This is a genomic window from Parafrankia sp. EAN1pec, from assembly GCF_000018005.1.
Classification (GTDB): Bacteria; Actinomycetota; Actinomycetes; order Frankiales; family Frankiaceae; genus Parafrankia; species Parafrankia soli.
Map to the genome: position 1 here is coordinate 4,974,672 of NC_009921.1, position 15,234 is coordinate 4,989,905.

Consider the following 15,234-nt stretch of genomic DNA (forward strand, 5'->3'; position numbering starts at 1 on the left):
GGGAGTTCAGCGGGCGGGGCGCGGTGGCGCGCCGCCCGCTGTGGCCGTTCCGGCGGTGCGCACGCGGTTGCGGCCTTCGCGTTTCGCCTGGTAGAGCGCCGCGTCGGCGCGCTCGAGCAGGTCGGTCAGGATGGCGAGGTCGTCGGTGGCCGGCGCCGCGGCGCGCGGGCCGGGGAACGCCGGTTCCGTGGCGGTGCCGGGCGCGCCGTGACCGGCCGCGTCGGTCCCGTCCGCCGGGCCGGCCGGGCTTGCCTGGTGGGCGAGCGGGTCGGGGCGGGCGGGGCTGGTGCAGGCGACGCCGACCGACACCGTGACGGTCACCTCGGCGCGACCGAGGCGGGTGCTGGCCCCCGCGACCTGGTGGCGGACGCGTTCGGCGACGGCCGCCGCCGCGTCGAGGTCGACCTCGGCGAGCAACACGACGAACTCCTCCCCGCCGAACCGGCCGACGAGGTCCTGCGGCCGGGTGGCCAGGCGCAGCGCGTCGGCGACGGCGAGCAGCACCGCGTCGCCGTTGAGATGCCCGTGTCGGTCGTTGACCTGTTTGAAGTGGTCGACGTCCACGAGCAGCACCGACAGCGGACGTCCCAGCCGGCGGGTCCGGGTGGTCTCGCGCTGGGCGACCTGCCGCCAGTAGGCCATGGTCGCCAGCCGGGTCTTGGGGTCGGTGCGGGCCGCGGTGAGCAGCTCGGCGTGGGCCAGCCCGCGGCGCAGCAGCAGGACGAGCGGGGCGGCGACGACGAGCAGCAGTGGGCTGGCCGCCCACAGGACGGCGAGGATCAGCGCGGCGCCGGTCTCCACCGCGACCGCGACCGCCTGCTCCCGCCCGCCGGACCAGTGACCGGGACGCAGCAGCCGGTCGACGAGCACGTAGACGCCGACCGCCGCGATCAGCGCGGCGAAGGTGTGCGACGAGCCGGCGAGCCGCTCCGCGGACCGCGGGTCCGTCGTGGGTGCGATCAGGTGGTGGACGGCGGCCGCGGCGGCGCCGGCGAGACCGAGCGCGGCGGTGTCGTGCAGCCGGATGCGCGCCGGCGGCGGGGAGCCGCCCCGGCCCGCCGGCCGGCCGAGCCGCCCCGCTCCCCCGGTCGCCAGCCAGAGCGGGACGTGCGCGAGCAGCGCGTACAGCGGGGGCAGCAGCAGCGCGACCGGCAGCGTCCAGGTCGAGGTCATGGGCGGACCGCTGTCCTGGGGGGCGGCGGTGGCGCCTTCGGCGCGCTGCCCGGCGCCGGCCGCGGCGGGGCTGGTGAGCAGCACCCCGGTGACGACGGCCAGTGCGGTGAAGGCGGCGAAGGTCGCGAACTCGGCGGGCCGTGGCGGGGAGCGGTCGGCGGCGGCGTTCGCGACGAGGACGACGGCGGCGAACAGGAACAGCGCCTCGACCGCGAGGATGCCGATCAGCTCGGCGGGCGGCCGCGGCAGGCCCGCGGCGCCGCCGGGCCGCCGCCACCGCGGCGGGCGCAGGCTCCCGCGCGGTGGCGGTGGCATGGGCAGGCGGGGCAGAAACCGAGGGCGTGCGCGCGGGCGCGGCTCGTTGCGGGAGCGGCGCCCGGCGCCGCCACGGCCGGGGGTGCGGCCGGGGGTGTTGTCAGGTCCGGGCAGGGCGGAGGCCGGGCAGGTGGCGTCCCGTAGGAACAGCGAGGCACCATGGCCCACGGAGGTGCCGTGACCCGGATCGGCGCGGGGGACGCCCGTCACCTCCGGGAACGGGGTGTCGCGGGGCACCGCGGCGGAGGCGATGGCCGTGGGCGGGCCCGCGGGGAGGCTGGGCAGGGCGGGGAAGGGGTGGACCAGGCCCTGGCGGGCCGCCCATCCGCGCGGCCCGGTCGTGGTCGGGGCCACCCGCCCGAAGGCGGGCATCGGCAGCGGCTCGGCCCGTGCGGGCGCGACCCGGGCCGGAGCGGGACGCGTCGGGATCGGGGCTGGAGCCGGGTGGGTGGCGGGAAGCTCGGCGGGGCGTCGGGTCCCGTCCGGAGACGTCCCGATCACCGCGACGAGACCGGCCGGACGGCGGGCCGCCGCCCGGCGGACGGCGCGCACCACCGCCCCGAGCCCGGGGGGGACGTGCCCGCGCCCGGGTCGCCATGGCGCCTGTCGTAACGGCATCCGCACGTGGCCCTTCTCGTTCACCGCCGGTGCTGGTGACGCCCGCGGCGCCCACCTCGCGGTATCCAGGTCTGTCGGGGCATCCGTTCACGAACCGGGGCCGACCCGTGCCCGGCGCCGGCCGGGGGCGGGACCGCCCTCGGTGGGACCGGCGCCGCCGGCGATCACAGCCGCCGACTGCTACACACAGTGAAGCCCCGTGGACGAAGGGTATGAAGGCTCTTCGGGCATCCGCAACTAGTTCGTGGATGTCGGACATGCAGTACCGGCATCCGCGCCAACGGTCGACGCACCCCCGGGGGTGTGCTCCCCCGGCCTTCGTGCTTCTGACCTGCATCGTCAGGCGGTGAACCGGCTCGGGCCGCCGGGTCGCGGGCGGCGGGACGGCCGTTCCGCGCGGCACGGGAAGACCACAGGCGACCCACCTGATGGGGTGGGTCGCCAGGCCGCCGGACGGCCGTCGCGCCGGCCCGACGGCCCCGCGGCCGGCCACCGCCGGCCGGCCACCGCCGGCCGGTGAGCGGTCAGCCGGTGGTGGCGGCGACGGCGGCGACCATGGCGGCGGTCAGGGTGGCGACGTCCGCCGGCTCCATCACGAACGGCGGCATCGCGTAGACGAGCCGTCCGAACGGGCGCACCCACACCCCCAGCTCGACGAGCAGCGGCTGGATGACGGCCATGTCGACCGGACGGTGGGTCTCGATCACGCCGATGGCGCCGAGAGTGCGGACGTCCGCGACGCCCGGCAGGTCGGCGGCGGGCGCGAGCCCGGCCGCCAGCGCGTCGTGCACGACGCGGACCCGCTCCCTCCACGGGGAGGCGAGCAGCAGCTCGACACTCGCCCGCGAGACCGCCGCGGCCAGCGGGTTGGCCATGAACGTGGGGCCGTGCATGAACGCGCCCGCCTCCGACGCGCAGACGCCGTCGGCCACCTCGGTGGTGCACAGGGTGGCGCCCATCGTCAGGTAACCGCCGGTCATCGCCTTGCCGACACACATGATGTCCGGGGTGATCCCGGCGTGATCGCAGCCGAACAGCTCCCCGGTGCGCCCGAAGCCGGTCGCGATCTCGTCGGCAACGAGCAGCACCCGGTGCCGGTCGCACAGCTCGCGGACCCGGGCCAGCCAGCCGGGGGCGTAGAAGCGCATCGCGCCGGCGCCCTGCACGACCGGTTCGAGAACGACCGCGGCGATCTCCCCCTCGTGGGCGGCGAGCAGGCGTTCGACGTCGGCGAGGTCGTCATCGGTGACCGGCTCGTCGAAGCCGGGAGCCGGGGCGGGGGCGAACAGATGCCGGGCCAGCAGGCCGGTGAACAGGTGGTGCATGCCGGTGTCGGGATCGCAGACCGACATCGCGCCGGAGGTGTCACCGTGGTAGCCGCGGCGGATCGTGAGCAGCCTCGTCCGCCCGGGCCGGCCGCGTCCGGCCTGGTACTGCAGCGCCATCTTGATCGCGACCTCGACGGCGACGGAGCCGGAGTCGCAGAAGAACACCCGCTCCAGGCCGGGTGGGGTGACCCGTACAAGCAGCTCGGCCAGCGCGACGGCGGGCTCGTGGGTGAGCCCGCCGAACATGACGTGCGACATCCGGTCCAGCTGGTCGCGGGCGGCCTGGTCCAGGACGGGATGGCGGTATCCGTGGATCGCCGCCCACCACGACGACATCCCGTCGAGCAGCTCGCGGCCGTCGGTGAGGGTCAGGCGCACCCCGGCGGCGGAGGCGACGGCGAACAGCGGCGCCTGGTCGCGCACGGAGGCGTACGGATGCCAGACGACCGCGCGGTCCCGGGTGACCAGGTCGGAGGCGTCCATGGCCCCAGCTTCTCCCACCGGCCGCCGGAGCGGGCCGGTGGCCGCGGGCGCGGGGCTGTGCCGCTGCTCACCCGGCTTCGGCCGGTGGGGCGTGCCACAGCCGAAGCCGGGGGCCGCCGGGCGAGGCGGGGTGTGTCGGAAGGGCCACACGGGGCACCCACCGGTCCCGGGTGCGGGCGGCGGCGTCGAAGATGGGACGGGCACTGTCCACCCGCTCACACTGTCCACCGCTCGCCGGCCGCCCGCCGGTGCCGGCTGCCCGCCGCCGTGTGGTCGGCCACAGGTCCAGGGAGGAGTCACCTCGCATGCCGCCCGAACCCACCGACCCCGCCGTGCTCGACGGGCCCACCGTGCCGGCCGCGCGTACCGCGGCCGCAGCGCTCGCCGAGCCGGCGGTGCCGACCGAGCCGGCGGTGCTCGTGCGCCGCGAGGGTGCCCTCGGCCGGATCACGCTGAACCGGCCGAAGGCGATCAACGCGCTGACCACGGGCATGGTGCAGGCCATCGACGCGGCGCTGCGGACCTGGGCGGCCGACGACGGGATCGCCGCGGTGCTCGTCGACGGGGCGGGCGGGCGCGGCCTGTGCGCGGGCGGCGACATCCGTTTCTTCCATGACTGCGCGCGGCGCGGCGACCCGGCACCGAAGGCGTTCTGGGCCGCCGAGTACCGGCTCAACGCGCTGATCAGCACCTACCCGAAGCCGTATGTGGCGCTGATGGACGGGCTCGTCATGGGCGGCGGGATCGGGATCTCGGCGCACGGCGCCACCCGGATCGTCACCGAGCGCTCGGTGCTGTCGATGCCCGAGGTCGGGATCGGCTTCGTCCCCGACGTCGGTGGCACCCACCTGCTCGCGCGGATACCCGGGGAGATCGGGACGCATCTGGCCCTCACCGGCGCCCGGATCGGCGCCGCCGACGCCATCGCCTGCGGGCTGGCCGACCACCACCTGCCCAGCGACGCGCTGCCGGCGTTCGTCGCCGCGCTGCGCGAGGCCGCCGAGGCCGCCGAGGCCGGCCTCGGCACCGCAGCGGCCGGCCTCGGCGCGGGCGGCGCGGGCTCACTGGCCCGCCGGTACGCGACGGTCGCCGCCGCGACCGGCCCGTCCTCGCTGGCGGCCGACCGGACCTGGATCGACCCGTGCTACCGGCACGGCAGCGTCGAAGAGATTCTTGCCGCGCTGACGGCCAGCCCCGCCCCGGCGGCCCGCGCCGCCGCGGAGGAGATCGCCGCGAAGTCACCGACCTCGCTGAAGGTGACCCTGCGCGCGCTGCGTTCGGCACGGGCGCTGCCCGGGCTGGGAGCCTGCCTGGACCAGGAGTACCGGATCGCCTGCGTGCTGCTGAGCGCCCACGACCTCGTGGAGGGCATCCGCGCGGCCATCGTCGACAAGGACCGCTCCCCCCGCTGGTCCCCGGACCGGCTCGACGACGTCACGGCCGAGGACGTCGACCGGTTCTTCGCCCCGCTGGGCGACGCCGAGCTCGGCCTGGGCGAAGCCGACGACTCCGGTCCGGGCAGCGAGCTCAGTCTGCGCGGAAGAGAGGCAGCCCGATGACCGACAGCTGGGGCGCGGCAGCCGGGACGCCGGCAGCGGCCACAGGACCTGTCGAGTCGACCGAGCCGGTTGGAGTCACCGCGCCGGTGACGGTGCCGGGTCCGCCCCGGCTCGCCGGCGGCGCGGTCCTGCTGGCCGCGGTGCTGCCGGCGCCCGGCACAGCCTGGTTCCCCGCCGCGGGCCCCGGGAGCGGGCCGGCGCTCGCCGCGGTGGAGAAGTTCGACGACGACTTCGGCGGCGCCACGGACGCCCAGCTGTTCCCCGAGGAGGCCGCGACCCTCACCCGCGCGGTCGACAAGCGCCGCCGCGAGTTCACCACCGGACGGATCTGCGCCCACCGGGCGCTGGAGGCCCTCGGCGTGCCCGCGGTGCCCATCCTCCCCGGGGAGCGCCGTGAGCCGCTGTGGCCGGCCGGGGTGGTCGGCAGCATCACCCACACCGCCGGTTACCGGGCGGCCGCCGTCGCCCGCGGCGCGGCAGGTTCGGCGGTGAGCGTCGGCATCGACGCCGAGCCGAACGAGCCGACGCCCGGCGGCGTGCTCCGCGAGATCTCGCTGCCCGCGGAGCGGGACATGCTCACCGCGCTGGGCCGGGAGCACCCGGCTGTCTGCTGGGACCGACTGCTGTTCAGCGCCAAGGAGTCGGTGTACAAGGCCTGGTTCCCACTGGCCCAACGCTGGCTGGGCTTCGACGACGCCGAGCTGACGATCACCGTCGACGCCGGGGCCGACGGCGGGGGCGGGGCCGGCAGCGGTCCCGGTGGGAGCAGCCTCAGTGGGATCAGTCCCGGCTGGAGCCGGCCCGGTGCGAGTGGTGGGGACGGGCCGTCTGTCGAGGGAGCGCCCATCGCGGGGGCACCTGGGGTGGATGTGCGGGGGGTGTTCCAGGCGCGTCTGCTGGTGGCGGGGCCTGCGCTGCCCGGCGGGGAGCTGACCGGTTTCAGCGGGCGCTGGGCGGTGGGCCGGGGCCTGATCGTCACCGCGATCGCCTTCACTCCCCCGATCTGAAACCTGCCGCACCCGCGGCGATCCGCCCGGTCGGGTGGCCACCGAAGCGCGGCCGCAGTCGATCATGGTGTTCCGCGGAACCGGTGCGGGTGAAGATTCACCGGGGTCGGCCTACCGTGGGTGGGTGTGAGCGTGGTGTTCCTGGAGGCCTCCGGGCCTGCACCGCCCGACCTGTGCTGGGAGCGGTACGCCGTCCCGGCGGCCTGGCCGGGCTGGGCGCCGCAGATCCGGGCGGTCGAGATCGAGAGCGCGGGGCGCGCCCCCGCGGGCACCGCGGGCCCGGCGGGTGCCGCGGCCGGAGCGTATGCCGGGCAGGGCCACGGCACCTTCCAAGGGCACAGCCGCGATCATGATCATTACGGCTGGCGGCCCTGCGGCGAGGAGCCCCGTGGGGCGGACGCGGGCAGGTGGCAGCGGATCGTTCCCGGGCTGCGCGGGCAGGTGCGTCCACTCGCCGGACCGGCGGCGCGGTTCCTCGTCACCGCCGTGGACGAGTTCGAGCGCACCTGGAGCTGGCGGGTCGGGATCGGCCCGCTGCGGCTGGACCTCGACCACGGCGTGGACGCCTGCCTCGACGGCGGCACGTCCACCTGGCTGCGGATCACCGGACCGGGCCCGTTGCCCCACGCCTACGCCCCACTGGCCCGGGTCGCGTTACGCCGCATCGTCCGCTGACCCGGCACGAGGCGTCCCACACTTGTTCGTCCTCGCCATGACCTGGCTGTCGGTGGCGCTCGGCCTGCTGGCCGGCAGCCCACAGGCCGCCAGCGGGTTCACTTTCTTCGTGCTGTTCCTGCCGTACCTGAGCAGCGCGTTCGTGCCGACGGGGACGATGCCGGCCCCGCTGCGGGCGGTCGCCGACCACCAGCCGGTCACCCCGGTGATCGAGACGCTGCGCGGCCTGCTGATGGGAACGCCGATCGGGACGGGCGGGTGGCTGGCGCTGGCCTGGTTCGGCCCGGTGCTGGCCGGGTCATACCTGGCGGCGAAGTTCCTGTTCGGACGGCGTGCGTTCACCGGGCGGGCGGGCTGACGGTGATCTCGACACACCAGGACGATGCCGCTCTGAGCTAAGCTGGAGCCGCCACAAGAGCGCGCAAAAGCGCGCTGTACGCAGCCACAGATTAGCGGAAAGGGTTGGGGATTGTCAAACGAAGCGGTGCCCGCCGCGGCTGTGCCCCCCGCACCCCCGGTGCCCCCTGAGAGCGCCCCGACCGGAGACACCTCCGGGGGCGACGAGCACGCTCGGGAGCAGCAGTACCTGACCATGCTGCACGAGCGGCTGGACGGGCTGCGCGCCGCAGCCGCCGCCGGGCTCGCCGAAGCCCTGCTGCGCGACGATCCCGAACCCGGCGCGCGCGCCGACCGCGACGCGCTCGCCGCCCGCCACGCCGACCAGGTCGCCCGCTTCGACGCGATGCGCGACCGGCTGCTGTTCGGCCGGCTCGACATGGCCGACGGCGAGCAGCGCTACATCGGCCGGATGGGCGTCCTCGACCCCGAAGCCGATTACCAGCCGCTGCTCATCGACTGGCGGGCCCCGGCCTCCCGCCCGTTCTACCTGGCCACCGGGGCCACCCCGCTGCACGTCGCCCGCCGCCGCCACATCCGCACCGTCGGGCGGCGGGTGACCCACCTCGACGACGAGGTGTTCGGCCCGACGACCCTCGGCGGCGGGGTCCTCGGCCTGCGGACCCTCGACGGGCTCGGCGCCGACGAGGGCGACCCCGACCTCACCGCCGGCCCGCCCACCGCGACCGGTGAACCGGACGGCACACCGGCGCACGACAGCCTCGTCGGCGAGGCGGCGCTGCTGGCCACCCTCGGCGCGCACCGCACCGGCCGGATGCGCGACATCGTCGCGACCATCCAGGCCGAACAGGATCGGATCATCCGCTCCGAGCAGGACGGCATCCTCGTCGTCGAGGGCGGGCCGGGTACCGGCAAGACCACCGTCGCGCTGCACCGTGCCGCATACCTGCTGTACTCCCGGCGCGAGCAGCTGTCCAAGCGCGGGGTGCTGATCGTCGGGCCGAACCCGGCCTTCCTGCGCTACATCGAGCAGGTGCTGCCCTCCCTCGGCGAGACCGGGGTGCTGCTGTCGACCGTCGGCGACCTCTTCCCCGGCGTGCGGGCCCGCCGCGCCGAGAGCACGACCGCCGCGGAGGTCAAGGGCCGGCCCGAGATGGTCGACATCCTGGCCGCCGCCGTCCGCGACCGCCAGCGGCTCCCCGACACGCCCCTGGAGATCACCGTCGCGGACGGGGTCGCCCGCCTCGACGAGACGATCGTCGTGCCGGCCCGGGCCGCCGCCCGGCTCACCGGACGCCCGCACAACCACGCCCGGTCGGTGTTCGTCCGCGAGGTGATCACCGCCCTGACCCGCCAGATCGCCGACCGGTACGAGTCGTCGATCGACGAGGTCGACATCCCGGACTTCGTCGACGACTTCATGCTCTGGCCCGACACCGACGCCGCGCGCGACGCCCTCGGCGACGGCACCGAAGGCGGCGAGCCGGGTGGGGGCAGCGCGGCGGCGGACGGCGGCGACTGGCCCAGCACGGCCCTGGCCGCCGCGGCCGCGGCGGCGGACCGGCCGGTGCTCGACCCCTCCGACCTGGCCGACCTGCGCCGCGATCTGAGGTCCGACCCCAGGCTCGCCGAGGCGATCGACGGCCTGTGGCCGCTGCTGACCCCGCAGGCGCTGCTGGAGGACCTGTTCGCCTCCGCCGACGCGCTGTCGCACGCCGCCCCCGGGCTGACCGACGCCGAGCGGGCGGCACTACGCCGCGACCCCGGCGGGCGCTGGGCCCCCGGCGACTGGGCCCCCGGCGACTGGGCACCCGCCGACACCCCGCTGCTCGACGAGGCCGCCGAACTGCTCGGCAACGACCCCCGGGCGGCGATCGACGCGGCCGTCGCCGCGCACCTGGAGCGCCAGCAGCGGATCGACTACGCCGGCGGCGTGCTGGACATCCTCTCCCGCGGCGACACCGAGGATCCCGACGGCGAGCTGCTGATGGCCTCCGACCTCATCGACGCCGACCGGTTCGGCGAACGCCAGGAGGAGGTCGACACCCGCAGCACCGCCGAGCGCGCGGCCGCCGACCGCACCTGGGCGTTCGGCCACGTGATCGTCGACGAGGCGCAGGAGCTGTCCCCGATGGCCTGGCGGATGGTGATGCGCCGCTGCCCGACCCGGTCGATGACGCTGGTCGGCGACGTCGCGCAGACCGGCGACGCGGCGGGGAGCTCCTCGTGGGCGCAGGCGCTCGACCCGTTCGTCGGCCCGCGCTTCACCCTCGAGCGGCTCACGGTGAACTACCGCACCGGCGCGGAGATCATGGACATCGCCGGCGACGTGCTCGCCGCTCAGGGGCGTGGGCTGCGCGCGCCGCGGTCGGTGCGCCGGTCGGGCCGCGCGCCGTGGCGGCTCACGGTCGGCGCCCACGAGCTGGCCGAGCATCTGGAGCAGCTGGTACGTGCCGAGCGCGCGGCGGCCGGCGGCGGGCGGCTGGCTGTGATCGTGCCGCGCTCCCGCCGCGACGAGCTGACATCCCTCAGCGTGGACGCGGAGGGGGGCGCGGACGGGGATCCGGAGCGGCCGGTCGTCGTGTTGACGGTCCGTGAGTCCAAGGGGCTGGAGTTCGACGCGGTCATCGTGGTCGAGCCCGAGCGCATTCTGGCCGAGTCGCCGCGGGGCGCCGGTGACCTGTACGTCGCGCTGACCCGGCCGACGAACCAGCTCGGGGTCGTGCACGTCGGCGCGCTGCCGGCGGTGCTGAGCCGGCTGCGACCGCGCGAGGCGACCGGTGGCGTTCCGGCGGCCGGTCCGGCGGCATCCGGTCGCTGAGGCGCCTCGCGCCGCGGCGCGAGGCGCGGCGGGCTGCGGCGGTGACCGTCGGGTCGCCGGGCGGAGGTCGGTCCGTCCTCGGGACGGGGCACACAGCCCCGTCCCGAGGACGGAATGGAGGTTTCAAGATCGAATTTAGTCACGAACGGTCGTCAACAGCGTTGACTATCTTGCGTCGGGGGTGCACCAGCCGGTAGTCGAACGATCAGCCCACCGCCGGTCACCCGCCCCGCGCGGTAGACGCGAGCAGCCGATGCCACCGGTCAGGCTCGAGGTTCAGCCACCGGTCGACATCCTCGCGCCACCAGATCCGGGTCCCGTTCCAGGCGGACGTCCGGTTCACGACCCCCGCAGCCGCGGGTGCCGCCGGATCACTGCGCAGCCGGTGATCGACAGCCTGCCGGGTGACGCCCAGCGCCCGGGCGATGTCACCAGACCCGACGAGCAGAGGGAGCTCATCCACCCCGCCGACGCTAACCGCAAAAAGGACGAACGGGATGCCCCGCCGCCCCGGTAGGTGGGGCAGAGCACCCCATCACAGGACCAACGGACGACACACGAGAGCACTCGACCCCTGCGTACGGTGCCGCCCGGCCTACGGAGCGGTGTGCACTGACGACTCCGTCACGGCGCACCGCGCGGCGGGGAGAACGGGCGGGCGGCGATCAGGCGGCGCGCTTCGCCGCGATCCGCTCGCTGTCGGGCCAGCGCACGTCATGGGCCCAGCCGAGACGCTCGAACACCGCGATCAGCCCGGCGCTGAGGTCGATCTGGCCGCGCAGCACACCGTGCCGCGCGCTGGTGGGGTCCGCGTGGTGCAGGTTGTGCCACGCCTCCCCGAACGACGGGACGGCCAGCCACCACACGTTGCCCGAGTGGTCCCGGGTGGCGAACGGCGTGGCGCCCAGGACGTGGCAGATCGAGTTGATCGAGAAGGTCACGTGGTGCAACAGGAAGACCCGGACCAGCGACGCCCAGAAGAACGCGGTGAGCGCGCCCGTCCACGACCCCGCCCACAGGCCGCCGACCAGCGGCGGGAGAAGCATCGACACGGCGACGAGCCAGCCGAAGCGGTCCGAGATCCGCCGGATGTCCCGGTCGGCGAGCAGGTCCGGGCAGTACCGCTGGGCATTGGTCCGCCGCGGCGCGAACAGCCACCCGACGTGCGCGTGCAGCAGACCGCGCGCCAGCGACCGGGTACCGGGCCCGAAACGCCACGGGGAGTGCGGGTCGCCGTCACGGTCGGAGAAGCGGTGGTGGCGCCGGTGCGCGGCCACCCAGTCGATCACGCTCATCTCGATCGCCATGCTGCCGGCGAGAGCGAGCGCGATCCGCAGGCCCCGGCGCGCCTTGAACGCGCCATGGGTGAAGTGCCGGTGGTAGCCGACGGTGATCCCAAGACCGCCGATGACGTACATCACCGCGCCGATGACGACGTCGTGCCAGCTCAGACCCCAGCCCCAGGCGAACGGGACAGCGAGGGCGACCGCCAGCAGCGGCCCACCCAGGAAGAGCGCGAGCAGGATCTGCTCGGCGCGGGACTTCGGCCGCGGATCCAGCTCGGGCGCGGCGCCCGCCGCCCGCGGCGACGCGGCGCTCTCCCCCGCGGCGGCCGCGCCCACGGCGGCCTTGGCCAAGGTCCGCCTGCCCGCGGTGCTCACCGGCGGTGGGCACGCCGCCGCCGGGCCCACCGGCGTGGGCGGCCGCACCGCGACGGCCGTCGCGACCGGCCGGGACGGCTCCACCGGCACGGCGGCGACGGCTGGCGGGGCTGGCTCCACCGGCACGGCCGGCAGTGATGCCCGGGACGTGGCTGTGGCCGGACCGACAGTCAGTAGCACGGGCGGACTCACGCCCGTACGGTCATGCGACATATGGACCCTCTCCAGGTGGCCGACGACGACACCGCCGACTCTGCTGCGAATCATCGTCCTGGTCAGTGGAGGTGGCGCCCCGGCCTAGGGGGGTCTGACCCCACCCGTACCCGCGGGGGGTGAGCCGCGCCGGCGCCGGCCGGCCCTCGGCGAGGGTGCCCGGCAAAGGCGGGGATACCCACGCCGCCGCGGGTCGATGCGCCGCCGCGCCTCGGCCGGTGGCGGTTCACCCGGCGTGGTTCACCCGGCGTGGCCGACGAGCCTGCGCGCCACGGACCGGACGGCGCGCGCCGCCGCGGGGGCGGCCCGTCGCCCGCGCCCGCCGTCCGTGGGGCACGATCGAGAGCACCATGACGCCGCACACCTCCACGCCCGAGAACACCTCACCCGACCTCGCCCCCGGCGGCAGCGCGCCCGGCGGCACACCCGGCAGCGCGCCGGGCCCGGCCGCCGGCTCGCCGTCGCTGGCCGACCGCCTGCCGGCCGGTCCCGAACCCGACGCGGACGCCCTGTTCGACGCGTTCGGCGCCTGGGTGACCGACCAGGGCCTGGAACTGTATCCGGCGCAGACCGAGGCGCTGATCGAGGTGGTGAGCGGAGCGCACGTCATCCTGGCGACACCGACCGGCAGCGGGAAGAGCCTGGTGGCCACCGGCGCCCACTTCGCCGCGCTCGGCTGGGGCCGGCGCACCTTCTACACCGCGCCCATCAAGGCCCTGGTGTCGGAGAAGTTCTTCGCGCTGTGCGCGGTGTTCGGCCCGGCGCGGGTCGGCATGATGACCGGTGACGCCTCGGTCAACGAGACCGCGCCGATCATCTGCTGCACCGCCGAGATCCTGGCGAACATCGCGCTGCGTGACAGTGCCACGGCCGACGTCGGCCAGGTCGTCATGGACGAGTTCCACTACTACGCCGACCCGGACCGGGGCTGGGCCTGGCAGGTGCCGCTCATCGAGCTGCCCGACACGCAGTTCCTGCTCATGTCGGCGACGCTGGGCGACGTCACCCGGTTCGAGGAGGACCTGACCCGGCGCACCGGGCGGCCCACGGCGGTGGTGCGCTCGGCGCAGCGCCCCGTCCCGCTGTTCCACCGGTATGTGACGACCCCGCTGCACGAGACGATCGAGGAGCTGCTCGAGACCCGCCAGGCGCCGGTCTATGTCGTGCACTTCACCCAGGCCTCCGCGCTGGAACGGGCCCAGGCGCTGATGAGCGTGAACGTCTCCACCCGGGCGGAGAAGGACGCCATCGCGGAGATGATCGGCGGCTTCCGGTTCACCGCCGGGTTCGGGAAGACGCTGTCCCGTCTGGTCCGGCACGGGATCGGCGTCCACCACGCGGGGATGCTGCCGAAGTACCGCCGACTGGTCGAGCTGCTCGCGCAGGCCGGCCTGCTCAAGGTCATCTGCGGCACCGACACGCTCGGGGTGGGCATCAACGTCCCGATCCGCACCGTGGTGTTCACCGCGCTGTCGAAGTACGACGGCACCCGCACCCGGATCCTGACCGCGCGCGAGTTCCACCAGATCGCCGGGCGGGCCGGGCGGGCCGGCTACGACACCGTCGGCAACGTCGTCGTGCAGGCCCCCGAGCACGTCGTGGAGAACGAGAAGGCGCTGGCGAAGGCCGGTGACGACCCGAAGAAGCGGCGCAAGGTCGTGCGCCGCAAGCCCCCCGAGGGCTTCGTCTCCTGGGGCGTGCCGACCTTCGAGCGCCTCGTCGCCGCCGAACCCGAGCCGCTGACGTCGCAGTTCGCCGTCAGCCACTCGATGCTGCTCAACGTGGTCAACCGGCCGGGGGACGCGTTCAGCGCGATGCGCCACCTGCTCACCGACAACCACGAGTCGCCGGCCGCGCAGCGCCGGCTCATCCGCCGGGCGATCGCGATCTACCGGGCGCTGCTCGCCGCCGGGGTGGTGGAGAAGCTCGACGCCCCGGACGAGACCGGGCGCACCGTGCGGCTCACCGTCGACCTGCAGCTCGACTTCGCGCTCAACCAGCCGCTGTCCCCGTTCGCGCTGGCCGCGATCGAGCTGCTCGACCGTGAGTCCCCCGACTATCCGCTGGACGTCCTGAGCCTGCTCGAGTCGACGCTGGACAACCCGCGGCAGGTGCTGTCCGCGCAGCAGTTCCGCGCCCGCGGGGAGGCGGTGGCGGCGATGAAGGCCGAGGGCGTCGACTACGACCGGCGGATGGAGCTGCTCGACGAGGTCACCTGGCCCAAGCCGCTCGACGAGCTGCTGCACGCTGCGCTCGCCACCTACCGGCGCGGCCACCCCTGGGTCGACGACTACGAGCTGTCGCCCAAGTCCGTCGCCCGGGACATGTACGAGCGGGCGATGACCTTCGCCGAGTACGTCGACTTCTACGGCCTGGCCCGCTCGGAGGGGCTGCTGCTGCGCTACCTGGCCGACGCGTTCAAGGCGCTGCGCCAGACGGTGCCCGAGGACGCGCGCACCGAGGAACTCACCGACCTCACCGAGTGGCTGGGCGAGCTGGTCCGCCAGGTCGACTCCAGCCTGCTCGACGAGTGGGAGGCGCTGCGCGACCCCGCTCCCGACAGCGGCGCCGCGCCGGGCGGGCTGGTCGAGCGGACCTCGGCGGTCACCGCGAACACCCGCGCGTTCCGGGTGCTGGTGCGCAACGCGCTGTTCCGCCGGGTCGAGCTGGCCGCGCTGCGCCGCTACGACCTGCTCGGCGACCTCGACGCGGCCGCGGGCTTCGACGCGCAGGCCTGGCGCGACGCCCTCGAGCCGTACTTCGACACGCACGCCGAGATCGGGACGGGACCGGACGCCCGTGGCCCCGGGCTGCTCATCGTGGAGACCGCCGCGGACCGCTGGACGCTGCGCCAGATCTTCGACGACCCGGCCGGGGACCACGACTGGGGAATCAGCGCCGAGGTGGATCTCGCCGCCTCCGACGAGGCCGGCATCGCCGTCCTGCGGGTGACGGCCGTCGACCAGCTCTGAGCGGCTTTCCGGCGGTCCGCTTTCCGGCGGTCGGTCGGAGGGGCGTATCGGG

General features: G+C 75.2%; 9 protein-coding genes and 1 pseudogene. 6 read left to right on the top strand and 4 right to left on the bottom strand.

The features are described from left to right. Window positions 1–6: 6 nt before the first annotated feature. Together FRANEAN1_RS37255 and bioA are read right to left on the bottom strand one after the other, a co-directional pair. Complete coding sequence (locus FRANEAN1_RS37255) at window positions 7–2,106, bottom strand: GGDEF domain-containing protein (RefSeq protein WP_020461702.1); 2,100 nt, start codon at window positions 2,104–2,106, stop codon at window positions 7–9. A 524-nt stretch (window positions 2,107–2,630) separates the two neighbouring features. Then, window positions 2,631–3,917: an adenosylmethionine--8-amino-7-oxononanoate transaminase gene (gene bioA / locus FRANEAN1_RS20325; protein ID WP_020461703.1), complete on the bottom strand. Its 1,287-nt coding sequence runs from the start codon at window positions 3,915–3,917 to the stop codon at window positions 2,631–2,633. A 305-nt stretch (window positions 3,918–4,222) separates the two neighbouring features. Between bioA and FRANEAN1_RS20330 the strand changes: the two genes are divergently transcribed. The 5 genes and pseudogenes from FRANEAN1_RS20330 (at window position 4,223) to FRANEAN1_RS20350 (ending at window position 10,336) form a co-directional block, all read left to right on the top strand. After that, complete coding sequence (locus FRANEAN1_RS20330) at window positions 4,223–5,476, top strand: enoyl-CoA hydratase/isomerase family protein (protein WP_020461704.1); 1,254 nt, start codon at window positions 4,223–4,225, stop codon at window positions 5,474–5,476. Window positions 5,477–5,568: 92 nt separating this feature from the next. After that, entirely contained in the window at window positions 5,569–6,483 is a 915-nt protein-coding gene (locus FRANEAN1_RS20335) for a 4'-phosphopantetheinyl transferase superfamily protein (RefSeq protein ID WP_347177243.1), read from the top strand. A gap of 132 nt (window positions 6,484–6,615) precedes the next feature. Next, window positions 6,616–7,158 (top strand): SRPBCC family protein, encoded by a 543-nt coding sequence (locus tag FRANEAN1_RS20340; protein WP_347176685.1) that lies wholly within the window; start codon window positions 6,616–6,618, stop codon window positions 7,156–7,158. Window positions 7,159–7,180: 22 nt separating this feature from the next. Continuing rightward, window positions 7,181–7,516, top strand: a pseudogene (locus FRANEAN1_RS20345) (ABC transporter permease); the annotation flags it as partial. Window positions 7,517–7,750: 234 nt separating this feature from the next. After that, complete coding sequence (locus tag FRANEAN1_RS20350) at window positions 7,751–10,336, top strand: UvrD-helicase domain-containing protein (protein ID WP_347177244.1); 2,586 nt, start codon at window positions 7,751–7,753, stop codon at window positions 10,334–10,336. Between the two features lie 220 nt (window positions 10,337–10,556). On the opposite strand, the gene FRANEAN1_RS20355 is transcribed toward FRANEAN1_RS20350, so the two are convergent. Next, complete coding sequence (locus tag FRANEAN1_RS20355) at window positions 10,557–10,799, bottom strand: hypothetical protein (protein WP_006539918.1); 243 nt, start codon at window positions 10,797–10,799, stop codon at window positions 10,557–10,559. A 202-nt stretch (window positions 10,800–11,001) separates the two neighbouring features. After that, window positions 11,002–12,177: an acyl-CoA desaturase gene (locus FRANEAN1_RS20360; RefSeq protein ID WP_157473477.1), complete on the bottom strand. Its 1,176-nt coding sequence runs from the start codon at window positions 12,175–12,177 to the stop codon at window positions 11,002–11,004. 383 nt (window positions 12,178–12,560) lie between these two features. Between FRANEAN1_RS20360 and FRANEAN1_RS20365 the strand changes: the two genes are divergently transcribed. Continuing rightward, window positions 12,561–15,182 carry a DUF3516 domain-containing protein gene (locus FRANEAN1_RS20365; RefSeq protein ID WP_347176686.1) on the top strand — a complete coding sequence of 874 codons (2,622 nt, stop codon included), beginning with the start codon at window positions 12,561–12,563 and terminating at the stop codon, window positions 15,180–15,182. Window positions 15,183–15,234 lie beyond the last annotated feature (52 nt).